The 25,415-nt window shown below is 30.3% G+C and carries 21 protein-coding genes; 5 read left to right on the top strand and 16 right to left on the bottom strand.

Annotated elements, in window-relative coordinates; all coding sequences use genetic code 11:
* Nucleotides 1-66 precede the first annotated feature (66 nt).
* The 12 genes from KQI86_RS07345 to KQI86_RS07290 form a co-directional block, all read right to left on the bottom strand.
* Nucleotides 67-1,662 (bottom strand): ATP-binding protein, encoded by a 1,596-nt coding sequence (locus KQI86_RS07345; RefSeq protein ID WP_216438632.1) that lies wholly within the window; start codon nucleotides 1,660-1,662, stop codon nucleotides 67-69.
* Nucleotides 1,662-3,329, bottom strand: coding sequence for an ATP-binding protein (locus KQI86_RS07340; RefSeq protein ID WP_216438631.1), 1,668 nt, complete (start codon nucleotides 3,327-3,329; stop codon nucleotides 1,662-1,664). The genes KQI86_RS07345 and KQI86_RS07340 overlap by 1 nt, the downstream gene beginning before the upstream one ends.
* A 12-nt stretch (nucleotides 3,330-3,341) precedes the next feature.
* Entirely contained in the window at nucleotides 3,342-4,439 is a 1,098-nt protein-coding gene (locus KQI86_RS07335) for a hypothetical protein (RefSeq protein WP_216438630.1), read from the bottom strand.
* Between the two features lie 484 nt (nucleotides 4,440-4,923).
* A complete protein-coding gene (locus KQI86_RS07330) occupies nucleotides 4,924-6,090 on the bottom strand; it encodes an HNH endonuclease domain-containing protein (RefSeq protein WP_216438629.1) in 1,167 nt (388 codons plus the stop codon).
* Nucleotides 6,091-6,093: 3 nt separating this feature from the next.
* The gene (locus tag KQI86_RS07325) at nucleotides 6,094-6,231 is read right to left on the bottom strand and encodes a hypothetical protein (protein ID WP_216438628.1); all 138 of its coding nucleotides are present in this window, start codon (nucleotides 6,229-6,231) and stop codon (nucleotides 6,094-6,096) included.
* Between the two features lie 192 nt (nucleotides 6,232-6,423).
* Nucleotides 6,424-6,996: a hypothetical protein gene (locus KQI86_RS07320; RefSeq protein WP_216438627.1), complete on the bottom strand. Its 573-nt coding sequence runs from the start codon at nucleotides 6,994-6,996 to the stop codon at nucleotides 6,424-6,426.
* Between the two features lie 2 nt (nucleotides 6,997-6,998).
* Entirely contained in the window at nucleotides 6,999-7,697 is a 699-nt protein-coding gene (locus KQI86_RS07315) for a hypothetical protein (RefSeq protein ID WP_216438626.1), read from the bottom strand.
* Between the two features lie 14 nt (nucleotides 7,698-7,711).
* Nucleotides 7,712-9,025 carry an SPFH domain-containing protein gene (locus KQI86_RS07310; protein ID WP_216438625.1) on the bottom strand — a complete coding sequence of 438 codons (1,314 nt, stop codon included), beginning with the start codon at nucleotides 9,023-9,025 and terminating at the stop codon, nucleotides 7,712-7,714.
* 522 nt (nucleotides 9,026-9,547) lie between these two features.
* Nucleotides 9,548-10,984: a sensor histidine kinase gene (locus KQI86_RS07305; protein ID WP_216438624.1), complete on the bottom strand. Its 1,437-nt coding sequence runs from the start codon at nucleotides 10,982-10,984 to the stop codon at nucleotides 9,548-9,550.
* Nucleotides 10,985-10,987: 3 nt separating this feature from the next.
* Nucleotides 10,988-11,671 carry a response regulator transcription factor gene (locus KQI86_RS07300; RefSeq protein ID WP_216438623.1) on the bottom strand — a complete coding sequence of 228 codons (684 nt, stop codon included), beginning with the start codon at nucleotides 11,669-11,671 and terminating at the stop codon, nucleotides 10,988-10,990.
* Between the two features lie 96 nt (nucleotides 11,672-11,767).
* On the bottom strand, nucleotides 11,768-12,787 hold the full coding sequence (locus tag KQI86_RS07295) for an Ig-like domain-containing protein (RefSeq protein WP_216438622.1): 1,020 nt from the start codon (nucleotides 12,785-12,787) through the stop codon (nucleotides 11,768-11,770).
* A gap of 110 nt (nucleotides 12,788-12,897) precedes the next feature.
* Entirely contained in the window at nucleotides 12,898-14,058 is a 1,161-nt protein-coding gene (locus KQI86_RS07290) for a MerR family transcriptional regulator (RefSeq protein WP_216438621.1), read from the bottom strand.
* A gap of 253 nt (nucleotides 14,059-14,311) precedes the next feature.
* Here KQI86_RS07290 and tnpB point away from each other — a divergent pair, with 253 nt between their 5' ends.
* The 5 genes from tnpB (at nucleotide 14,312) to KQI86_RS07265 (ending at nucleotide 19,789) form a co-directional block, all read left to right on the top strand.
* Entirely contained in the window at nucleotides 14,312-15,400 is a 1,089-nt protein-coding gene (gene tnpB / locus KQI86_RS07285; protein WP_216438620.1) for an IS200/IS605 family element RNA-guided endonuclease TnpB, read from the top strand.
* A gap of 579 nt (nucleotides 15,401-15,979) precedes the next feature.
* Complete coding sequence (locus KQI86_RS07280) at nucleotides 15,980-16,879, top strand: helix-turn-helix domain-containing protein (RefSeq protein ID WP_216438619.1); 900 nt, start codon at nucleotides 15,980-15,982, stop codon at nucleotides 16,877-16,879.
* Complete coding sequence (locus KQI86_RS07275) at nucleotides 16,876-17,385, top strand: hypothetical protein (RefSeq protein ID WP_216438618.1); 510 nt, start codon at nucleotides 16,876-16,878, stop codon at nucleotides 17,383-17,385. The genes KQI86_RS07280 and KQI86_RS07275 overlap by 4 nt, the downstream gene beginning before the upstream one ends.
* A 442-nt stretch (nucleotides 17,386-17,827) precedes the next feature.
* Entirely contained in the window at nucleotides 17,828-18,397 is a 570-nt protein-coding gene (locus KQI86_RS07270) for a TetR/AcrR family transcriptional regulator (RefSeq protein WP_216438617.1), read from the top strand.
* Nucleotides 18,398-18,436: 39 nt separating this feature from the next.
* Nucleotides 18,437-19,789 carry a Na+/H+ antiporter NhaC family protein gene (locus KQI86_RS07265; protein ID WP_216438616.1) on the top strand — a complete coding sequence of 451 codons (1,353 nt, stop codon included), beginning with the start codon at nucleotides 18,437-18,439 and terminating at the stop codon, nucleotides 19,787-19,789.
* Nucleotides 19,790-20,014: 225 nt separating this feature from the next.
* Here KQI86_RS07265 and KQI86_RS07260 read toward each other — a convergent pair whose 3' ends face one another.
* The 4 genes from KQI86_RS07260 to KQI86_RS07245 all read right to left on the bottom strand — a co-directional run bounded on the left by KQI86_RS07260 (nucleotide 20,015) and on the right by KQI86_RS07245 (nucleotide 25,408).
* Nucleotides 20,015-21,271, bottom strand: a complete 1,257-nt coding sequence (locus KQI86_RS07260; protein ID WP_216439521.1) for a YeeE/YedE family protein — start codon at nucleotides 21,269-21,271, stop codon at nucleotides 20,015-20,017.
* Between the two features lie 159 nt (nucleotides 21,272-21,430).
* The gene (locus KQI86_RS07255) at nucleotides 21,431-23,131 is read right to left on the bottom strand and encodes an FAD-dependent oxidoreductase (RefSeq protein WP_216438615.1); all 1,701 of its coding nucleotides are present in this window, start codon (nucleotides 23,129-23,131) and stop codon (nucleotides 21,431-21,433) included.
* Nucleotides 23,132-23,504: 373 nt separating this feature from the next.
* Nucleotides 23,505-24,302 (bottom strand): ABC transporter ATP-binding protein, encoded by a 798-nt coding sequence (locus KQI86_RS07250; RefSeq protein ID WP_216438614.1) that lies wholly within the window; start codon nucleotides 24,300-24,302, stop codon nucleotides 23,505-23,507.
* Nucleotides 24,303-24,358: 56 nt separating this feature from the next.
* Nucleotides 24,359-25,408 carry a taurine ABC transporter substrate-binding protein gene (locus KQI86_RS07245; protein ID WP_216438613.1) on the bottom strand — a complete coding sequence of 350 codons (1,050 nt, stop codon included), beginning with the start codon at nucleotides 25,406-25,408 and terminating at the stop codon, nucleotides 24,359-24,361.
* Nucleotides 25,409-25,415: the final 7 nt, after the last annotated feature.

Here is a 25,415-nt window from a genome sequence, read left to right as displayed (position 1 = left end):
AATAATTCTTTATAATTATATCAAATAATGTTTAATATGTCGATCAAAAAAAGGTAACTTATTATGTTACCTTTTTTTGTTATTAACAAAATTATATATTTTAACTTCCAATTCCATATATTTTTTTTCATCTAGGTCTTGTTCTAATATTTCTAGAATTCCTCTTACTATGTTTTTAATTTCTTTTGGTTTTCCAAGTAATGGGTCTGATTGCCTTCTTTTTCGTTTATTTTCATCATTATTCAATAGATTTATAGTATGTCCTACTTTCCCCCTAATCTCCGCTATATTTGCTGACTGGCTCTTATTTGCTACATCTTTTCTTCCTAGTTCACTCAACTTTACTGATGAATTTTCTATTTTCTTTTTATTTTTATTAATTTCCTTTTCTAATTTATCTACTTCTTCTTTTAATTCTTCTTTCTTCGATTTATTTAAATTAGAGTTTTTTAACTTATTTAATATTTTCTCAACTTCTTTTTCATTTTCATTTAACTTTTTTTCAGCGTTATTCATATTTGACATTTCTCTTGCCAATTTAATTAAATTTTTAGAATAACAAGTAAGATTTTCTTTTATTATTTTATATGAATCACTTTCCTCAAAGTCATCTCTACGTGCATTAGGTATAATAGATTTATCTATTATATAAACTTCTCCTATATAATATTTATTAAATCTTTTTTGAGCTTCTGAATCACCAAATAATTTGGATATAGTATTACAGTCTCCTACCATAATATTATTTTTTCTATATCGTAATCCTGCGACTTTATCATCGTATATTTGACCCTTACAAATCTTTCTTTCTCCATACCATAAAAACGCAATATTATTTCCATAGTTATCCTTAATGATTTCTTTATTTATATTTATTATATCATCAATTTTATTCCCATCTTTATCTTTTATTTTTGTTGAATATAACTTAGTAAGTTTTTTGCCATTAAGTTCTATTGGATACTCCTCTATTGGGATTTTATTTTCTCTCATATATTTCTTTATTCCTACATTTAAATCTGAATAGTAATAAAATGTCCTAGAGTCCATTTCTATTGGTGCTACCTCTGATAAATAGTCTTTCACTTTATCAGTATACAATAGATTAGACTCTGGCTGCACTCCTTCTAATCTTACTTGAAAATAATGTTTTTCTTCTGATTCATATTGATATGTAATTTCTACACATGCTTCTATTACTTGCTTTAAATCTAACTCTTTATTTTCGCCTGGTTTCAATAGTTGTTTTAACTTTTTACAATCCCATATCAATATGCTCTTTAAATCTTCTCCTTTAAAAGAAGTAGTGAAAATTAACTTTTCACAGTATGCAGTACCAGCTAATCTTCCTATTCCCCTAAACCCTCTATTAGTATAGTAGTCCTTATCTGAATTTCCAATATCACATAATTTAGATATTACTTCATCTTTAGCTATACCACAGCCATTATCTGTAATTTTAATTAAATTATCTTCTTTCTTCACTCTTATATCTATTTTTGCTTCTTCATTAGATTTTATCAACCCTAGATGGATTGCTCTATCAATTGCATCTGTTGAATTTTGAATATATTCTCTATATAACACCATTTCATTTTCATACATTCCTATAGTTAAAGAATCTAAAGCAAACTTTCCTATAGTTGCGCTAATTTTATTCATTACTCATCCCCTCTTTGAGTTATACTAGCATTTTGCTTATATGATGGATATGGAAAAGAAATCTTAAGCGGAGTCCCAAATATTGAATGTTGTAGTATTAGTTCTCCTTTTCCTAATCTAGTCATCATATTTGAAAAAACCTTAGGTACATATCTATAATCTGGTTTAGATACCTCTATAGCATTAGTTCTTCCATATACATGAGTCGAACAATTTCCTTTTATTCTATCATGAATATCACTTTTGAATTGCTCTGCTGAAAACAATATAATACCTTCTGACCTTCCTCTTTCTGTTATTTCTAAAAGATATCTTAAAATAGGTGAATTCTTTGGCGTACTCGAGCCAGCATATTTATTTAGCTCATCTACAAAAATAATTATTTGTTTTGGAATTTCACTTTCATCTCTATCTGTTTCTCCTAGTTTTAATTCATAAACACTTTTTAATATGTCTCCAAAAACAAGATATTGCAATTGTTCTTCTAGTTTTGCAATATCTACTACTAACACCTCATTTGATTTAATTAGTTTAATTTCATCGCTTAAATAACAATGATTTCTACTTTTATCAGTAGAAAGCGCTTCTTGAAAAATAGAGTTATTTATAGACTTATTAAGTAACCGCTTAAATTTTCTCCATGATTGAACAGTAATGTCATTACCATTTCGTCTGTCCATTCCCTTTTTACAATACTCGCTTAGTTTTTCTTTAAACTCTTTCCATGTTAAATTGGAAAAGTCACTATTATCTATAATATAATTCATAATGGATTCCATTGTATAAGTTGGATCATCTACATTACTAAAAAGTAAATCTAAATCTGAATTATGTTTTTTATATGTATATACATAATTCTTTAATCTTTCCAAATCCTTCTGATATTCCAAGGTCTCCTTTTCTAAGGAAGTATTCGAATAATAAGATTCTGGATTTGGTCTATATGGATAATAATACTTTACATTTTGAAAAGGTTCACACTTTAATCCCGATTTTATCCATGCTTCTTTCTGTGCATCTGTCAATTTAGGATTTTTTTCATCCAGTCTTAATAAATCCGAACCTTTAACATTAAGTATTATTATAGCAGTATCATTAGTTTTTTGTTGTATTGCTTGTAACAAAAACATTGCATAGGAAGTTTTTGTTGCTAACCCCGAAATGCCAGATATATTCAAATGTGCTCCTTCTGGACCTATTAAAAACTCCTTATTTAAGGCTATTGGAACTGAAATACCATTTGTACCATCAATAAATCCTGCTGAAATAGGATTTTTAATATTGTTTAATCCCAAAGCTTGCTTAACTTCATCTTTTGCAGCAAAATATATTGGAATATTATCTTTTAGTGGCATATACACATCTTTTGTATTATTAATTATAGTTGCACTAGCATAAGTAACTCCTATTCTCTTTGTCATAGGCTGTGATTCTAGATCACCAAAGTCAGACGATATATAATTACTTAAATGACCAGCACTATCCGTCAAATGATAAATATCTTTAACTATTGCGTATGTAGTTGACTCTTTGTTTCCAATATTATTCTCTGCCTTTATAATATCAAAAGGCTTTACTTCAGCTTCATCATCTAACCAAAATATAAATTCATCATTACTCGTAGGGTTTTTCTCTGTTGCCGATACCTTTCCAATTTTATTTGACATCTAATTCCTCCTTTAAAATATATTCAAAAAAATTCTTTCATTTAAAAAACTTTCTTTCAACATTTTTTCTGTTAAATATACTGGATATAAATGATTGCACCATCTTGGATCTTTACCATGGCATGTAGAATTCCTCTCACAAATTAATGCATATGAAATAGTATTTATAATATCGGTATCAAAGCCTATCTCCTTTTCACAATCTTCTATTGCAATCTTTTCAACCCTTATAATTCCATCTAACGGGTTCTTAACCATATTCTCTGGTCTAATTCTTAGATACCACGCTCCAATTACTCTGTTATTTGCTTCCATTGTATGCTTCATAACTGGTGTTCTTTGTCCAAATTTTAACTGAGTTAATGCCGATGCAATATGCATTTCCTTACTTCTAAACATTCCTCTTTGATTAGGATTAAATGATTTAGAAACTCCTATTACATAAGTAAATAAATTATCATCTATATCCTTCTGTAAAAATTGTAATGACCCATCTAAAATCAGCATTTTATCACTGCTAAGTTTTCTATTCTTCATCATATCTTTTAACAAATCAATCTCCATATCATGCATTTCTTTGAGAACTTTTGCTATTGCAGCATTTTCTGGTCGTTCTTTGCTTCTATTAGTTTGAGTGTTATATTTAATAGCATAAAAATTTACGCCATTAATATTACATTTTTCAATCATTTCTTTTATTTCAATGAAATCTTCTTCATTTATATGGCTATAAAATGCAATCAAGTTTTTTCTATTTAATACCTCTTTTTTCATTTTACCTGTTATAACATTTCTTGAACAAATTGCTGTACCAATTTGTGCTGTTACTATCGGCATGTACTCCCCATCCGCTGTCTGCATATCTGCAATCTTATAAGTATATCTAGAACCATCTAAAAAATATTTAAATAAACTATAGTATCCTCTTTGAGGTACATCTATAAAAAACTCCTTTAATTTTGAGCTTTCATGTGGCTTAATAATATTATAGTATCCTGTATCATCTTGATAAGGCTCCATTAATTCATTATCTAAATTAAATCTATCGGTTTCAAAACACTTGATATTTTTCTCTTTCAACTTATTGATTATTCCTAGACTTTTCCCCATAAAATTCACCTATCCAAATTAAATATTTATTATTTCCAATCCTTAATTTAATTATTTCCATTGAACATCAAATATTGCCTATTATTTTCACAAAATGCTGTTTAAAATTTGATAAATCATAAGTTTCTTAAATAAAAATATATCTTAAATCATTAGATTTATTTTATTATAATTGACTTTTTATATAGCTACTACACTATAACATTATTTTACATAACATTCAATCTACGGTAAAATCAAAATCTATTATATAGATCTTTTAATGAAATAATAGCCTTTGCATTCTTTTATCATTTGACTTTACTATTTCACTTTAGAAATCTATCAATTCCTCTTCCCCCTTCCCCACAAAGAAAGCTAGCGCTATTATTACTTCATATATATCCGCTAGTTCTTCTATGTTTTTTGCATTAAAAAATTCTTCTACTTCTTCTTTTAGTTTTTTTCATTCATTACAAATTTGTATTATTAAATAATTTAATCATTAAATTTTATCAATCACCTGAAACCCTTGATTTTCAGCTATCTGGTAAAGTGGTGAAATACACTGTTTTAATTTCTCATTAAAAGATTCCTTAGGCTTGTACTTTAAATACTCTGCAAAACTCTCTATCTTTAAAACATCAATATAGCTTTCCAATGCTTTTTCCTTACCTTTTTCTAAAATATAAGTAACTGCTTCATACTGCATATCACAAAAGCTATCGATATATCTATTATAATTAAGTAGCTTATCGCTCTTAGAGCTGTTTATATTCTTAAAGGTAGGTACAAGATTCCACATCTCATCGTGAAGTACAAAGCTCCAAGGAATAAAGTGGTCAATACTAAGCACTCCATGATTAGTATAGTTTCCTTCAACAAAAGCTTTTCCTGTATAAATATCTTTAATATTTTTTGCAACAATAATCTCCTTCCAAAGCCTTGTAGCTGTATTTAGATTTCTAGTTTTAGGTGCTTCAAGCTTAAAAGCTATAGCAGGCACATTAGGATTTCTCTTTTGAAGGAAACACACAAGCTTGTAGTATATCCAAGATTTTATAACTCTATAATTCTCATTAAGGTAATCAGCCCATCCTTTATTTAAAACAATTCTATCCTTCTCGCCTTTAACAATTTTATAAAGACAATTATCACTATTTAAAGATATATCCGTAATTAACTTATTCTTAGAACTATCCTTTTTCCCTCTAAGTTCCTCTGAAAAGAATGGTGATAGGAGCCTATAAGGAACCTGCAAAGTTAAATCTCTCATCATCTTTTTTAATTCATTATCTTTGCTTTCACATAAAAAATTTATTAGCTCTGATTCATTGCAGTTTGGAGCAAATTTATATTCTACAGAAACATAATTTATAGGTGTTTTTAAATTGTCAAACATACCAAAACTTAATTTATACTGCATAGTAGGATACCACGCCCCCACTATCATTCTAGCTATGAGTCTATGAAATTCTATTTCATTGTTTCCTAAACTTGCTTCTTCTAATATTCCTAAAAGCCAATACATTTTATAACTTGCTACAACTCTCTCTTCATCAAGTAGTCTGGAGAAAGTTTTTGAATCAACTTTGTTGCTATCAGGTAGTATTCTAGTTTGTATTTCTTTAGAATATAGATCACTATTTAAAGTTTGAATTATACTATTCATATTTTATTGTTCACACCTACCCATCTCTTTTAGGGAAATTCTTGTTTTAGTTAATTTCTTATTAGCCCTACTAATAAAATTACCTTTATATTGAAAATTTTTATTTACTTCTACAGCTATGACTACTGCAGTTACTAACAAAATTTATTTTCATATTCCAATCCTTAATATTTTACTTTAATTTTAACATATTACCCAGGATTATGTAAAAAAACTTTTATTTCGATAAAATAATAAAAAGCCTAAGATTAATTTTTTCAACCTTAAGCTTTTTTATAATTCCATCAACTTTACTTTCTTATAATTATATTTATATAATATTAATCTTGCTCTCTACTTTCCCGATATTTGAGTACCACAATACTCACATTCTCCTACCGTTCCTTTGATTACTTTATTTGTTGCTCCACATCCTCCACATGTTACTGTTATATATTCCTGCTGTGGTTGATTATTAGGAGTCTTCATAGTATTTGCCTGCTGTACTGGTTGTGTTTCTCCTGCAAATACAAGGCAATTCCTATTAAGATCAATATAAGCATTTGTAAAATAACCTCTGTTTATCATTTCAGTAATATTTTTCTTTGCAACGTCAACAGTAACACCCGTTGATGTTGCTAATAAATCAATAGATTTTGTTGGATCAGAGGCCAAACGAGCGGAATAGGTTTTGAATAATCTAATTAAATTTTTGCGTTTCTTTGCTTTTTTAATTAATGAAACTCCATAAATAGTAAGAGCCAAACAAAAGATTAAAACCGCCACATCAATTCCTTCTTCAATTTGTGTAAGACCAACTAAAGACATTAATCCAAACATAATAGCAAGTGCCCAGCCAATAATTGACTGAAATACGATTTTAATTTTATCTTTTGATATAGCAGCCTGTATAGAATTATTTGCCATTGTTAAATTCCTCCCATTTTAATCTTTCTCACTTCAATATTTCTTTGCTTAATCAACTGTAAAATATGATCAATTAAATAAGTAGTTTTTTGCTTGTCTACTTCTTCAGATTGCAACAATTGATTTAAATCATTAATCTTTTCTGCGATAATATTATCTGTCTTTACATATGTGCTTTGGTCGCAATCTACAATTTCATCATATATTTGTCTTAAAGAATCACTGTATTCTATATTTTTTGGATTATCTTTTATCAATAAAATATTATTTTCTATAGTTTTAAATGCAGAAACTTGTTCCATTGTATTCTTGTCATTTAAAATTACTCTTGAACCCATAACAAATGTTATTATTAAAATAGCCAACATAGCCGCTGTGAGTATAATTTGAATAATAATATATGCTTTTAGCGCTGTTCTAAAAAATATAGGGAAAATAATTGCTGTCCCAATAGAAGCAATCAAGTATAAAAATATTGTAGTGTATACACCAGCAGATATAATTAACTTATTTCTACTTGTTTTCATATTTAAAACTAACATAAAAAGCAAGGATAATATTTCAGCAATAATTATACCGCCAAAAGTTAACGTATCTATCCCTTCCTTTGTATATGGAAGTAAAAAATAAATCATAATTGTTGTAACTAAAGTAATTAATCCTATAGAAATTGTAAGAAAGCCTTTTTTAGATAAATTCATTTCGCCACTTCCCCTTATAATTTATTCCCGCACTCAGGACAAAATTTTGGATTTCCGCTAATTGGATTATTACATGAAGAACAAGTTTTAACCAATGATCCCCCACATTCTGGACAAAATTTAGTGTTTCCACTAGGTAATGTAGCTTTACAATGTGGGCATGGAGTAGGAAATTCGTAATTACATTTATAGCAAGTAACAGAATCCTCTTCTAAATCTGCACCACACTTTGGACATGGATTATATTTATTCCCGCACTCAGGACAAAATTTCACTGTATTTTTATATGATGATCCACAATTATTGCAAATTATAGAATCTGTTTTCCCTTTATTCTCCTCTTCCTCTTTTTCTATCTTTAATGTATCAAAACCACAGTCAGCACAAAAACGTTTAGATTTTGGCATTAGAGCACTACAGTCTGAGCATGTTTTTGTATCTTCAGCTTTTGTGTTAATATTCCCCACAATACCTCCAAATTGATCCCCAATAACGCCACCCATTGTAGTTCCCATACCAAGGCCCATGCCAGCGCCCATCAAACTGGAAGATGAACCTTTGTTTTTTGCAGCACCTTCTAGTGTGTCAAAAGAACGCTCTTGCTGATAATTATATCCTATAATGTTCATTGTAGCTTTCTTTGCCAAAGCACTCTTTAGTTGTACAACTGCAGGATCATCTTCAGGAACGCTAATATCATTTACATAAAAATTAATTAGCTTTATGCCATATTCATCAAGTATTGGTGCCATTTCACTTTGCAAATATGTGGAAATATCATCAATATAAGCATTTATTTCCATAATACTTATCTTCTTATGCACAAAATAAGATGAGATAGCATCCTTTACCTTGGTTAGATATAAACCTCTGAAATATTTTACAATGCTGGTTTTATCAAATATAGGTAATGTACCAACTAATTTAAGAAGAAACTTCTTTGAATTGTCAATTTTTATACCGAACTGTCCAAAAGCTCTAATTGGTAAAAAAACGCCATATTTTGGATCTTGTAATTGTATAGGTGAGGCTGTACCCCATTTCACATCCAAGGAGTGAGCCTTGTTAATATACCATACTTCAGCGGTAAATGGAGACCTACCACCAAATGGCAAGTTGATTATTTTATTTAAAATTGGGATATTAGCCGTATCAAGTGTGTGTCTTCCACTTTCAAATATATCTAACGCTTTTCCACCTTTGAATAAAATGGCCTCCTGTGACTCATTAACAATAAGTTGAGTCCACGTCCCCAATTCTTCACTGGGATATTTCCATGCAAAAACATCTGGATTACCATTATACTTTACTACCTCTACAATTGCCATTTTTGACCCTCCTAAATATTTATATTATTATATCATTAATTTTATTTTATAATTTTCTATCTGTCATTTAGATTTACCTATAGAATAAATTGGAATTATAATACAATTATATTACAATACTATATACTTATTAATACAACTTATAAAATGTTAGATTTTATATCAAGTGATTCTTAGCTTCAGATGGAATTTACTTAAAAGGAATACTTACTCCAGCTGAAGCTTAGAAGAACTTATCCAGGGACGTAGCATCCGTTATGCACAGCATAAGAACTCTAAATCACTGAAGCTCAAGAGTTCTAATATCTCCCACTTGTAGAAAAGCAGCGAACCAAAATCTTTGATTTTATGTGAATCGCTTTCACAGAGTGCGATGGGCGTATTACGGATGGTAGTCATCGGATAAAATAATATATATTTTTATATTCCAATCCTTAATATTTTAACATATTCCCTAGGATTATGTATAAAAACTTTTATTTCGATAAAATAATAAAAAGCCTAAGATTTATTTTCTAAACCTTAAGCTTTTTTATAATTTTTCAGTGAAATTTTTATTTTTATTACAAATCCATTTTCCATGGTTATTTGCCCTTGGTGCTCTTTGATTATTTCACTGCATAGATATAAGCCTAGCCCTCTGCTGTCTTTGCTCATGCTGTCATTGGATTTTATGAAAGGTTCAAATATATTATTAAATATTTCATCTGGAATTGGGTTGCTATTATTTATTACTTCAATATGATATTTATCATCCAATACATGTGAATTAACCTGTATTTCCTCTCCGCCACAGGAATACTTTATTGCATTGTCAATTACGTTGATCATTACTTGTCTAATTTTATCCTCTTGTGCCCAAACTGTCCCTTCGCTTACGTTTTGTAGTATTTTTAAGGAATACTTATTAGCTTTTATGCTCATATCATTGCAAATTTGAGTAATAAGCTTTTTCATATCTACTTCTTTAAACTCTTCTTTTACAACATACATATCCTTTGAAACCTCTATAAGTTGTAATACTAACTTATGAAGTCTATCACTTTCTGAATATATTCTTTCGATAGCCCTTTTATCAAATTCCTTATCATCCACCATTCCACTAAGCAATAATTCAGCATATCCTGATATGGCTGTTAATGGGGTTTTTAATTCATGAGTTACACTGTTAAAAAATTCTCTTCTCCCTTTTTCCAGCTTATAAACCTTCTCTTTCTCCGCCTCAATGGTTTCTATTTGCTCTTTTATTTTATCCCTCATGTTTATAAATTCTCTTGCTAATATTGCAACCTCATCTTTTCCATGTTCATCAATTGAAATGCTGTACTCACCATTTCCTAACTTTTTTATAGCATCAGTTAATTTACTAATTGGATTGGTAATTTTGGTTGTTCTTAAAAATAGAAATATAAATATAGCTATAAATATTCCAACTTCTATAATATTTATAATGTTAATAGTTCTTTTATAGGTACTATATTCTGAATCATATCCTCTTACTATACTTATAATTCCTATATAATTATCATCAATATATATTGGATAAGTTAGCATGGCAGTTATTCCATCGCCTTTATATTTTAAATCCACCACCGCTTTACCCTGCATGGCCATTTCATTACTACTTTTTATTATACCTCTAAATTCTTCTTCAACATTTCCTTCTACCAATTTATAATTCATATCCCTTATGTCACATTTGCATTGATAGTTTAAAGATATATATTTTATTATATAATTTCCTTCTTCCACTAATGATTCTTTCTTATCTTTAGAACCATTAGCTAAAAGCTTGTACTTTATATACTCATGAGTGCCATTCATTACTTGTTTTAAAGAATTATTTATACCCTTTTCCATACTTGCCTTTAAAACATTTGTTATTGCCACATTCATAACTACCAATGAAACTATCAATATAAATGTCAATCCAATTATAAATTTATCTCTTATCTTCATAAGCTACCTCATTACATATCCTATGCCAAAAACAGTATCTATAATAGAGGCTGCATTTTCTTTATCCAGCTTGCTCCTTAGTCTTCTAACATGAACATCCACCGTTCTAAAATCCCCATCATAGTCCATTCCCCAAACTTCATCTAAAATATGCTCTCTTGAAAAAACTTTATTTCTGTTTGTAATAAAAAACTCAAGTAGTTCATATTCCTGAGGTTTAAGCTTAACTTCTTCATTATCCTTAAATACCATTCTAGCTTCTAAATTGACTTTAACAAATTTATTTATCTCTATAAATGATTCTTCTGGCTTCTCTTTATACTTATTGACTCTTCTAATTGCAACCTTTACCCTGGTTAGTACCTCTTTTATATTAAACGGTTTAGTGATATAATCATCAGCCCCTAATTCTAATCCTAAAACCTTATCCACAATATCATTTCGTGCAGTTAACATTATTATTGGAATAGTATATTTACTATTTATATGTCTGCATAATTCAAAACCGCTTTCATCTGGTAAATTTATATCCAGCAACACTAAATCCGGGTTAAAAGAATCCAGTACATCTTTTGCATCTTTTCCTAGGAATACACCCTTGACTACATAGCCATCTGCCCTCAAAGCAGATACTAAAATATCATTTATAGATATTTCATCTTCCACTACTAAAACCTTGAATTCCATTAAAAAGTCTCCTTAACACAACATTACTTTAATTCATATTCTAATAATAATTATTTAATGTAACTCATCTATAACTTACTTATCATTATACATCTTTTAAGGAATATATTGTTCCTCTATTTTAACTACTACATTATTTTCTAGATGTATATAACACAAAACCCCTTTAAATCTAATTCTATCACCCATATCCAAAGTTTTAAACTTTTCATAACTTATATTTTGTTGGTCTATAGTATTTAAATTAACGCTATATCCGCAAACGGATATATCTACATTTGGAGATATTTCATAGGTTTTTAAACTCTTATCTTTATTTCTAATATAGTAACCATTATTTAAACGTCCTTCTACGTTTCCTTCATCAAAAAGAGCAGCGTCTGCCCCGTCTTTTCTAGCTTCGTTTTCAGCAGTGCTATCATTACCATCTTTGTTCTTGTAAAATTCTACCTCATCAAATTTTAAATATCTTTTACCATTCTCCTCATATACTTTGCTTATGCCGCCTATTTTCTTTGCTTTTTCAACCTTTATTATTTCTAAATCCAACTCCGCACTTCTGTCATATTGCTCTATTTTACCCTCATACTTTATGCTTCCTAATTTGCTTGTGTCTACCTTATTATCATTCCAAACCACATTGACTTCTTTATCTTCATTGTTTATCTTTGCTTTGATTTTAGTTGGTAATTTGTATTCACCATTTTGATATGCAGATTCAGATAATTTAGTAACTTCAAATTTGGATTTTATATCATTTAATATCTTCTGCATGTTTTCAGTATCAACACCGTTACTTATAGCTAATTTTATAATATAATAAGCATCATCCATCCTTTGTTTTTCCATATATCTATTTTTTATTTCTATATATGCTCCCTTATTAGATTTGTCCATAGAGATTGCTTTTTCAAAACTGCTTTTAGCATCATCGTATTCTCCTTTGTTTAAAAAATCGATTCCATCATCAATGAATTTTTTTGTTTCATTTTCTTGCATGGCTACTTCTTGTTTTACATCCTCTGATAATACATTCTTTTTTTCCTTGTTTCCACATGCGGAAACATTTAATGCAACTGTTAATGTTAATAATAAAAGTATTGCTTTTTTTCTCATGTCTTACCACTCCTTATAACTAGTATACCTAAATACTAACACTATGACTTTGCCAAAGTTAATGAACTTATTGCCATTTTGTTGCCAAGGAAAAATTTTCTCAAAAAACTTTACTTATTATTTTCAGAATAAAATTTTAAAGCTTCTCCGATGAATTTAGATGCACCACTGCCATATTTCTTATCAATTACTTTTATAAAAGTAGAATTTGATAAATAAAGTTCTCCCATATAACCCCAATAATTCTCCCCCTCATCTACTTTGTAAAATTCCTGATTTTTTTTACTTGCATCTGATATTTCTTCAACGATTTGTTGAATCTCCTTTGAAGAAGGATTTTTACTTAAGTCAGATACTAGCTTTTCGTATAGTTCTTCTACTTTAGGCTGTTTAGTTCCTGAACAATTTTTTAGAGCTTCTCCGATAAATTTAGATGCACCATGGCCATATTTCTTATCAACTGCTTCTATCCATTCAGGATATACCAAATAAATTTGTACCATATAGTACCAATGATCATCTCCATTATCCATTTTGAAAGCCTCATAATCTTTTTTAGCTATATTGATTATTTCTTCAGCAATTTGTTGAATTTCCTTTGAAGAAGGATCTTTATTTAAGTCAGATGTAAGCTTTTTATATAATTCTTTTAATTTAGGATGCTTATCTTCTAAAAAATCTTTTTTAAACTTATCATATTGTTCTCCTAAAGTTAACATATCACTATTAAGATTTTTCTTTACGGCTTCAGCATATTTTTCAATACTTCCATATTGCTTTATAGCCATTTTAGCAATTTCATCTTCCTTAGATTTAAATTTTTCAATAAGTTCATTATATTTATCTACACTACCATAATATTTAATTACCTTATCCTCGTGCTCTGTTTTAAATTCTTCCAATACATTATAATATTCGCTCATATCAAATTCTTTAAAATTCATCGTGCTTTCTCCTTTTAATGTTTTATTTATAAGCTCTATTAAACCATCCAATCTTTTGGGTTTTAACATAAGCAACTTTTTCTGGTTTTTTAGTGCTTGCATTTTATCAAACTTGGGACTACCCATGATTTCTTTAACTTCTTTTAAAGGTATATCAAGTTCCTTGAAAAATAAAATCTGCTGCAAGGTTTTAAGGGCTTCATCGTCATAAAGCCTGTAACCTGCTTCTGTGATTTCACTTGGTTTTAACAATCCTATTTCATCGTAATAATGTAGTGCGCGCACACTTATCCCTGTCAAATCCGAAACTTGTTTTACTGTTCTCATTGCTACACCTCTAAATTTAATGTAATTGTGCGAAATTCTCCCTTCTTCTATAAGTGGTAGATGAATAGCACTTGCCGAAAGGCAACAAGTATGACAAATTATAATCAATTATATTAGCTGAAAGGTAGTGTTATCGATTAGTATTAGCTATAAGGTATAGAAGAGAAGTTATTGTATTATAATAATTGGTGACATGACTATAGATATACTTAAAAAATATATAGAAAATTAAGGTGTGAAATGAGGTGAGGATATGTTAAAAGCTTATAAATATAGAATTTATCCAAATGAAGAACAACAAATATATCTAGCAAAAACTTTTGGTTGTAGTAGGTTTATATATAATCAGATGTTAGCAGACAGGATAAAATCCTATGAAGAAAATAAGGATTTGGATGTTAAGAAAATTAAGTATCCTACACCTGCACAGTATAAAAAAGAATTCGAGTGGCTTAAAGAAGTTGATAGTCTTGCATTAGCTAATGAACAATTAAACTTAGACAAGGCATATAAAAACTTTTTTAGAGATAAGTCTGTAGGGTTTCCAAAATTCAAAAGTAAGAAAAGTAATTATCATAGTTATACAACTAATAATCAAAAAGGTACTGTATACATTGAAAATGGATATATTAAAATTCCTAAATTAAAATCTATGATTAAGATAAAAGAACATAGAAAACTAAACGGTCTTATCAAAAGTTGCACTATCTCAAAAACTCCAAGTGGAAAATACTATATATCAATTTTAGCTGATACAGAAAATATAAAGTTACAGAAAATTGATACAAAGATAGGTATTGATGTTGGATTAAAGGATTTTGCAATATGTTCTAACGGTCATAAAGAACCTAATCCTAAATGGTTTAGGAAATCTGAATTGAGGTTAGCAAAGTTACAAAGGGACTTATCAAGGAAACAAAAAGGTAGTAATAATAGGGAAAAAGCTAGACTAAAGGTGGCTAAGTTACATGAGAAAATATCTAATCAGAGAAAAGACTTCTTGCACAAGTTCTCAACTAAACTTATTAGAGAGAATCAATCTATAGTTATTGAGGACTTGAAAGTAAAGAATATGATGAAAAACAAAAAGTTGGCTAAAGTAATAGGCGAAGTAAGTTGGTCAGAATTTAGAGCAATGTTAGAGTATAAATCGGATTGGTATGGGAGAGAGCTTATAATAGCTCCCAGCAATTATGCTAGTTCTCAATTATGTTCTGAATGTGGCTATAAAAATATAGAAGTAAAGAACTTTGCACTTAGAGAATGGATATGTCCTAATTGTGGTACGTACCATGATAGAGATATAAATGCTAGTAAAAATCTACTGAAATTAGTAATGTAATTTTGGTATTATAACGAGGTTGGTTCGACCTTTTGAGCGTGAGTAAACTTGTTCCAATAGGAATATTGACCACGAAGCTATCACTTCAACAAAGTAAGTGGTAGTAGTTCACTTTTAAAGCTATTAATACTATCTAACACTCCGCCGACCATGAGTTTTTGTTAATATATTCAAGCTCATTTTTATATTACACTATGACGTGATGTTAGGGTCAACAGTTCTAATATTTCTCACTTGTAGAAAATCAGAGAACTAAAATCTTTGATTTTATGTGAATCGCTTTCACAAAGTACGATGGGAGTATTACGGATGGTAGTCATCGGATAAATTATATTTTAAAAATACAATTATAAATAGAATATAAAAAAATTATAGATAGTAAATATTAAAATAAAGCACATGTATTTAATCCTATGAATTAATAAAAAATACATGTGCTTTTCATCTATTTCATTGTTTAAGATAGTCATTTCCTTTATATTTTTATAATGCAACTTCAAGTTGACACGAGGAAACGCCAAGTTGGTTGTGTACCTCCGATATATTATCTATAATGAAATACAGAAAGGGGTGAGGTTATTGACATTTGGTCAAAAATTAAAAGCTCTTAGAAAAGAGCATGGCTATTCTCAAGAAGAATTTGCTCAACACTTAGATGTTTCACGACAAGCTGTCAGCAAATGGGAAAGTGATAAAGGGATGCCGGAAACAGATAAGCTATTGCAGATTAGCACTATATTCGGTGTTACCTTAGACTACCTGTTAAAAGAGGGTTCCACTGATGAAAAACAACAGGACATAGGATATTATGTTAGCCGTGAAATGATAAATGGCTTTCTGTCCTATAAGCGTCAAGGAGCAAAGCGGATTACAATAGGCGTTAGTCTGATTATTCTATGTAATCTATTCATCAGTGTTATTCCTGATAAAGAAATCGCACTATTGCCATATTGGATTACTATGGTTTTAGGTATTGCTGTATTGGTATGGCATATATTTCAGCCCAAACGTTACAAAGAGATTGCAAAAAAACAACTACTCTTTGATGATGCAATTATCAAAGATTTTCGCATGGAATATGAAAAAAACCGTAAGCGATATGTTGTAATGATTATCGCAGGTGTTATCCTCTTGGTTCTCGGTCCAGGAATTACGTTGGTAACAATGAACTTTCTTGGCAGCAATATTGGCATCGCTTTGTCATGGGTTATCAATGCGTTATGGATAGCACTTTTCATTTTGGCTGGTTTGTTTATGCAGGCGGAAAACATGATTGCTCGGAACGCAGAGTATATAGAAACGAAAAGCAGCAGGGGTAGGTTTGCATGGGTTTATGTTGCATTGCCTGTAACCGCCATTGCTGTGGTAATAGGTATTGTCGTAAACGCTTGGAGCCCGGTTATGCCAATTATAGCATTGTTCTGTGCCTTGCTGGTAACTGTTTGCAAATTATTGATGGAAGGTAGGAATTCAAAATGAATAAAAAGATAATTATGCTTGTGGTTTTATCATTATTGATTATGATTTTGAGTGGGTGTTCCAATAAAGAATATACCACTGGAGCCTCCACAAACAATAAAGAATATACCGCCGAAGATTTACAACGGCTTTCGAGGCTAGAGGTATATGCGGCAGATAAAGCATTGATTAACACCATTGAGAACAAAGAAACATTGTTCCAGTTCAATAAATTATGCATTGATCCTATGGAATACACAGACCAGCAGGAAGAAATACAAGAAAAATTGAAAGAATATGAACCACAATACATTATCACATCCTATAAAACGCCTGCCGCAAGATATAACAACGGGTCACTGGAAAAACTATTTGATATTACGGTTTACAAAGATACGCATATGATTATGATGCAGGTATCGCCTGATACTGTAAAGAACTTTCCAGTTCCCTCCGAATATTTGACCTACTATTATGAAGTTTCTGATGATGTGATGGATTTTCTGATTTCCTTAGCCGGTGAATAACACCACCGTGATGATATACTTGAATACCTTCATTCACTGATATAAGTTACGTGATAAACTTTTACTCAAATAGATAACTTCGGCCCAATCCCCCACAAGCTGTGCTCACCACGGTAAACAAAATAATTTATTTCATGGTAAGTTGCTCCGAAGTGTGAGGAAAGATTAAAGGCCACCATTTTGCAGTCAAAAGTGATGGCCTTTTGTGTTTCACCACAGGACAAAAAACGTCTTTTTGATGTGTTAAGTAAGAAAGACACAAAATCAATAGTATTTATTCTCTTCAAACTCTATATTCCTTAGTAAAGTCTTAGGACATAAAAATTCTCTACACTCTTTATAAGGTGAGGTTATGCATTATTTTTACAAATTAACCAAAGCTTGACTTTCTAAAATAGTCATTATACAATAAACTTACGAACGGTCGTAAGGAGATGATTGAATGACTATTACACAAATAAAAAAAGCTGCATTATTAAATTTCACCGAGAAAGGGTATGATGGCACTTCACTTTTTGATATTGCTGAAGAAGTTGGAATTAAAAAACAATCAATTTATTCTCATTTCAAAAATAAAGATGAATTGTTTCTTACAGTCATGGATGAAGTTATTAATGAAGAAATGAATTTTTTACACCATTTTTTTACTCATTACAAACCTGACTTAAAGAGTTATTTAGAAGATTTTATTTTAGAATTCAAAGAACGATATGTAAACAATGAGGAATACAATATGAAATTTGTGTTACGTATGTGTTATATGCCCCCATTCCATTTGAAAGAAAAAGTTCTTAAGAATTTTAAGCTATATTTTTTAGAACTTGAAAACTTATTAAATGAATTATTTTTAAATACAAAAGTTTTTTCAGATAAGGTGAGCAGAGCTACTCTTTCTTTTATGACCTTATTAGATGGTCTATTAGTAGCATTAATATATGGTGGCGTTGAAAGGTTTAATCAAAAATTTCAAATTTCTTGGGAAATATATTGGAATGGTTTATTAAATGACTAAAGTGTTAAAAATTTAATTTAATAAAATATAGGAGGGTATATGGGAGAAAATAAAATTTCTGAAAAATATACTTATATTATTTTAATATTTACACTTATTTCAATTACCATCTGTGTTATATCGGGAATATTTCTATTTTATAGTTTCCTTTCAAGTATAGTTGTTGCTTCATTCTTATTTATAAAAAGTGGATTTTCCATAACTGAACTTTTTAATATGATAAAAAAAGGTTTTTGTGAATATAAATCACTGTTCATTTTAATGGCGTTAATTGGTGCTATGATTTCTATATGGATGGCTTCAGGAGTTGTACCAACTATGTTATACTATGGACTTAAATATATGCAGGGAACGAATTTTCTATTTGCCGCTTTTGTTCTTACATCCATAGTTTCAGTATTTATGGGCACAGCATTTGGAACTATTAGTAGTATAGGAATTGCATTACTGGGATTGTCAAAAATATTTGAAATTCCTAACCATATTCTTTTAGGCGCTATAGTTTCAGGAGCTTTTATCGCAGATAAAATTTCGCCAATATCAAGTCTTTTTAATCTCACACTTGAAACCGTAAAAATAAGTTACAAAGAAGCTTTTATACCCATACTAAAGACTTTACTTCCAGCTTATTTGGTATCAGGATTACTATATTATTTTATAGGAAAAAAATATAGTATAGTTCTTGTAAATTCTAATATAGATAACCTTGCCTCAGCTATTAATGAAAACTTTGTTGTTTCACCATTATTATTACTTTTACCTTTAAGCATTATAATTATGTCATTTTTAGGAATGAATATGGTAAAATCAGTATCTTTAGCCTTAACTTCTGGAATAATTATTTCAATTGGTTTACAGAAAGCGAACTTTAATGATATTATTATTGTCATATTTACTGGTTACAGAGTAAACACCAATTCTGTCGACTTAAACACAGTGCTAGTTAGTGGTGGTATGATATCTATGATATCCGTATTGCTTATAATAGCAGGTGCAATCAGCCTAAGTAGCCTGTTTCAAGAAACAGGACTTATAATACCTATAATTAAAAGAATAACACTAAGAATTAAGTCAAAGGAAGAACTTATTTTAAAGACCGGATTTATAAGTAGTGTATTAACAGCTATAAGTGACCAAAGTGTTGGTATAATACTTCCTGGAAAACTTTTAAAGGACAAGTATAGCGAATTAGGAATTGAAAATACCACTTTAGCTAGAACTATAACAGATACTGGAATGGTTATTGCTCCTCTTATTCCATGGAATGTAAATTCATTATTTATTTTTATAACAACTGGGATTCCAACTGCAGCATATGCGCCTTATGCAGTATTATGCTACCTGTTACCCATAATCACATTTATTTTCCCTTATCTGCATAAAGACTTATGAATTTAATCCTTTCCTTATCTAATGATATTATTTCCTAGAAAATATATCAAAATAAAAGCTTCAGATGAATTATTTTTTCACCTGAAGCTTTCTTTTTACTTAGCTTTTTTATCTATGTAAGAAAAAAAGAATAACCTATACCTTACAATACCATTTAAAAGTAAGATATAGACCATTCTTTGTTATTCCTATCATAAAAATCTATTATATAATTTCAATATAAAATTACATTGAAATATTAAACTTCTTAACTAAGTCCACTCCAATTATTCCTCCAATAGTTAAAGCTATCATAAATGTCCATCCTGATAAGGATAAATTACATATTGCTGAATACAACGCTCCTATATTACATCCAGTTGAAAGCCTTGCACCGTATCCCATAAGTATTCCACCTATTGCATAGAAAATAATATCTTTAAATTTAAAGCCTCTCTTAAATGAGAAGTGTCCTGCTAATAATGGAGATATTAAAGCACCTACAATTATTCCTAAGTTTCTCATTGAACCTGGATCGTTCATAAACCCTGCGTTTATAGTCTTCATATCCTTGGCAAAATAAGACCAGTTTGAAACATCAATTAATCCTACTGATTCATATATCCAAGCTCCCCAGTGTACAAAAGTAGAAGTTACTCCCCAGCTCTTACCTGATGAAAGTAATACTACCATAAACATAACTGATAAAAGTACTGCTCCAGTATAAAAAGACCATCTTTTTACAAAGAACTTGTGATAAGTTTCTTTGCTAAAGAACTTGTATGTAGCTGGTTCTTCTAATTCTTTTTCCCACTCTGCGTATTCTAATGGAATAAGCGTATTTTCTCTTTTTCTCTTATTTTCATACCATTTTGCAAAAACATAAATTCCTAAAAATCCTAATAATGAAATTATTATAGCTCCCATATAACCAAAAACCTCTGGCAAATAAACCCTTTCACTCCAAGAATTAAGGAAAGTACTTTTCCACCAAGCCAGATCATGTGCTCCCCATACTGATCCTGTTACAAAAAAGAATAAAACTATTAATGCTCTTCCTTCACCTTCACCTACGTCTGTAAGCGTTCCAGAAGCACATCCTCCACCTAGCATCATACCTATACCAAATACTATTCCACCTAATATAGCTAAAAGACTAATGGGTTCAACATTTTGAGTTCCTGCTATTATCTTAGCTCCCTCTGCAGCTTTATAGGCAACCTGAGCACCATTAAGATATGAACCATAGTGGTATGCTGCTGTCATTATTAATGAGATGGTAAGCAAAAACAGTAATGCTTTTGTTAAGCTTGATTCTCCAGTTACATATAGCCTTCTTACCCCCCCTGCAAATCCAAATCTTGATCTTTGCATTAAATATCCAATTGCTAGTCCAGTTATTAAAAACAATCCTAATTTTGGATTCTTTTCAGATTGCAATGCGGCAAAAGCAAGCATAGCTATTAAAATTGCAAATCCAACAAATGCCTGTGTCTTATTTATAGTTGCCTTTGTAGCCCTTCCCTTGGCAGGACTTGATTTAGTTACTATTTCTGTTGAGTTACTCATATTCCTTCCACTTCCTTATTTCTAATTTTTAATTTTTTGTGCAAGCCTAACCCTGTTAGTTAAACTGTAATTAGACTTGCACTTAAGTTCATCCTATAGGAAATTATAATCTGTAACTATTTTTTCTCTTCCTTTTGTCTCATCATTGAAATACTCATAGAAGGATATTCCCATAAATCCACCGGAAACATTATAAACATTTTCGTATCCTAAGTGTTTAAGTGCCATTAATGCGTTATAGCTTCTTTGAGCACTTCTGCAGTGTAGATATACTGGTTCATCTTTAGGTATTTCATTTATTCTTTGTCTTATTTCACTAAGTGGTATGTTTTTAGCTCCAATTATATGACTTAATTCATACTCATCTTTTTCTCTTACATCTATTATGCAAGCTCCTTTTTCAACTAAGCCTCTTATATCCTTTTCTCTTACTTGTTTGAATTCACCATGCAATAGGTTAGTAGCAACATACCCTGCAAAATTAACTACGTCCTTAGCAGTTCCAAATGGTGGAGCATAGCATAATTCTAGGTCTCTTAAGTCGTCCACTGTTGCTCCAAATTTAATAGCTGTAGCAATTATATCTACTCTCTTATCTACACTTCCTCTACCAATTGCTTGAGCACCTAATACTTTTCCTGTTGTTACTTCGAAAATCAACTTAAAGTGAAGTGGTTCACATCCTGGCATTAGGCCAACCTTATCTCCTGGAATTACTTTAGCTACTTCATAATTAATATCTAATTTAAGTGATTCTATCATTTCTTCATTTAAACCTACTGAAGCTGCATTATAATCAAAACATTTTACTACTGATGATCCTATAAAGCCTGTATTTCTTATAATTCTTCCATGAATATGGTCAGCAACTTGTCTTGCTTGTTTTTGAGCAGGTCCAGCTAATGGTAATCTAGTTATCTTTCCAGTTAAAGCATGGTATACTTCAATAGCATCTCCAACTGCATATATATCTTTGTCGCTAGTTATATAATTCTGATCTACCTTTATAGCTCCGGTTTCTCCAAGTTCAAGACCAGCTTTAGCTGCTAGTGAAGTTTCTGGAGTTACACCAATAGCCATAACTACTGCCCCTGCTTCTATTTTCTTACCAGATTCTAAAACAACAATATCTTTTTCAAAGGCACTTACTTTATCTCCAACAATTAGATTTACACCCTTATCATGCATTTCTTTGTGAAGAATCTGAGCCATATCATAGTCAAAAGGTTTCATAATATGAGGAAGCGCTTCAATTAGAGTTACATTATGTCCTGCTTCTCTTAAATTCTCAGCAACTTCAACTCCTATAAATCCTCCTCCAATTACTGAAATATTGCTTATTCCCATTGCTTTTACAGATTTGTTTAGCTTGTCTATATCTACAACATTTCTTACTGTAAATACTTTTACATCTTCAATTCCTTTTATAGGAGGAACTATAGCATTTGCACCTGGAGATAATATTAATTTGTCATAGCTTTCAGTGTACTCTTCTCCAGTTAATGTATTTTTAACTGTCACTTCTTTTTTTGCTCTATCTATAGCTATAACCTCATTATGAACTCTAGCATCTATATTGTATTGTGCTAAAAACTTATCTGGGTGCATAAGTACTAGACTTTCTGCCTTCTCTACTGTTCCACTTAAATGATATGGTAGACAGCAGTTTGAAAAGGATACGTGGGGATCTCTTTCGAACATTATTATTTGATCTTCTTCCCCTAATCTTCTTAATCTTGCTGCTGTAGATGCACCACCTGCAACTCCACCTACTATTAAATACTTTTTACTCATTTTTACCCCTCCATAGTTTAATTTTTATTTATAACTCAGCTTTTATGTAGCTCGTTAAATTTATCTCAATCTCTATGTTAATTATAATACGGATTTATACATTTTCATAATAAATAAGTGTTATACAACATAACACATGTTTATAGGTTCATGTTCAAGAATATTTTTTAAATCAAGCAATAAAGCAGTAAAAGCCATTCTTTTCATGTAAAAAATTCTTTCAATGCATATTTTCAACCTATGCATACCACCAGGCAATTGGTAATAAAAGTATTTTTAATCCAAAAAATAAAGCAACATATAGTAGAATTTTTATCAATCCTAATATGTTACTTTATAAATACTTTATATATTTTTAGGGAAATCTTATTTATCAACTTTGGCTATTGATAATTTTTAAGATTTCTTCTCTAACATTCATATATTTAGGTGTATATCTCGTCTCTTCATAATTTTCCTCTGAAATATCATGTGTAAAGTCTGTATTAAATTCCTTAATTATTCTACCTGGTCTGTTTGACATTACAATAACCCTTGTTGCAAGCGCTAAAGCTTCATCAACATCATGGGTAATGAGGAAAACAGTATTCTTTGTCTTAGTCCAAACAGTTCTTGTTAATTTTTGCATATTTTGCCTTGTTAAAGCGTCTAATGCTCCAAAGGGTTCATCCATTAAAATCATTCTAGGTTTATTTACTAAAACCCTTGCAAGAGAAGCTCTTTGTTTCATACCTCCAGAAAGTTCATAGGGCTTATGTTTTTCAAATCCCTTTAAACCAACAAGTTCTAGATATTTATTGGTTAATTCTTTAATTTCCCCTTTTGAAAATTTCCTCATCTTTAAGCCAAAAGCAACATTATCATAAACATTCAGCCATGGATATAAGGTAGGGCTTTGAAAAACAACTCCTCTATGCCAATCCGGCCCACTAATAGGGCTGTTATCCATTCTAGCCTCTCCCTCTGATGGCTGAAGAAAACCTGCAATAATCTTTAATAAGGTACTTTTACCGCAGCCAGATGGGCCAAGTACACATATAAATTCCCCTTCTTTAATATTTAAATTTATATCTTGAAGAGCAGTAACATCACCTTTTTCACCACTATATCTTAAGTCTATATCTCTTATTGTTACCACATAGTCTGTTTTATCTTTTGCTATTTCACCCATGCAAAACTCTCCATTTCTATCACATTGCTTTAAGCTTTGTTAAACTCATCTATAAATTATTTTAAAGCCTTTTCTATAAATGATGGGTTTACCGCTTTTTCAAAAGTATCCAGCTGAGGTTCTGTTTTAAGATTCTTTTGCTTGTATAGGAAATCAGCTGTATCTTTTAATGATTTTACTAAGTTACCCTTTTTATCGCTTGTCCCAAAATAAGCAGGATCTAATTGCTGTTCAGCAGTAAGCCAAATAGAACCTTTTGTTTGCTTTAATGCTTCTTCTGGTGTAATTTCTAAAGAATCTGAAAGTATTTTAATAGCATCTGCTTGATTTTCATTATATAGATTGACAGCTTTGTTTACAGCCTTGATATACTTTGTTACAAGATCTGGATATTTTTCAGCAAACTCTCTTCTAACAACTTCTACATTAGATGTAATAACGCCTTTTTCCGCCATGTCTTTACTTGAAATTAAACTTTTCCCATCTTTTAAAAGACTAGAAAGTGTTGGTTCCCATGCGTAAGCTGCATCAATATCCCCTCTTTGCCATGCTGCATATATATCAGGCATTTGCATATCAAGTAGTGTTATATCTTTTTCAGACATACCATTTAACTCTAAAGCCTTTAATAAGCTATAATGTGTTGTTGTAGTATATGGTGTTCCAATTTTTTTTCCTTTAAGATCCTTTATAGAATTAATATTTGAATTATTTTTAACAACTAATTGTTCTGCATCTCCAAGAACTTCATGTATCCAAATTGTTTCTATGTCAATGCCACTTGCAATACCCTGTGTTGCGGAAGCTGAACCAAGTAAGGCAAAGTCAATATCTTTTGAAACAAGAGCGTTTCTTATATCCCCTGCTTGGAATTCAATAACCTTAACTTTAACTCCAAGCTCTTCTTCAAAGAAGTCTTTTGCTATGGCGATTTTTTCATCATTAGGCATTTGCTGCGTACCTATGTTTACTACCTTAGGTAAGTTTGATGAAGTTCCATCATTTTTTGCACTGTCTACAGGCTTTTTTGATGCTGCACATCCTGCAAATAATGTTGCCGTTATAGCTACCATTGCAACATTAGCTAAGATCTTTTTAAAATTCATTTTTATC

Source organism: Clostridium mobile, assembly GCF_018918285.1.
Taxonomy (GTDB): Bacteria; Bacillota; Clostridia; order Clostridiales; family Clostridiaceae; genus Clostridium_AW; species Clostridium_AW mobile.
Note: the sequence above shows the minus strand (reverse complement) of the source record. Positions and strands in the feature narration are given on the sequence as shown.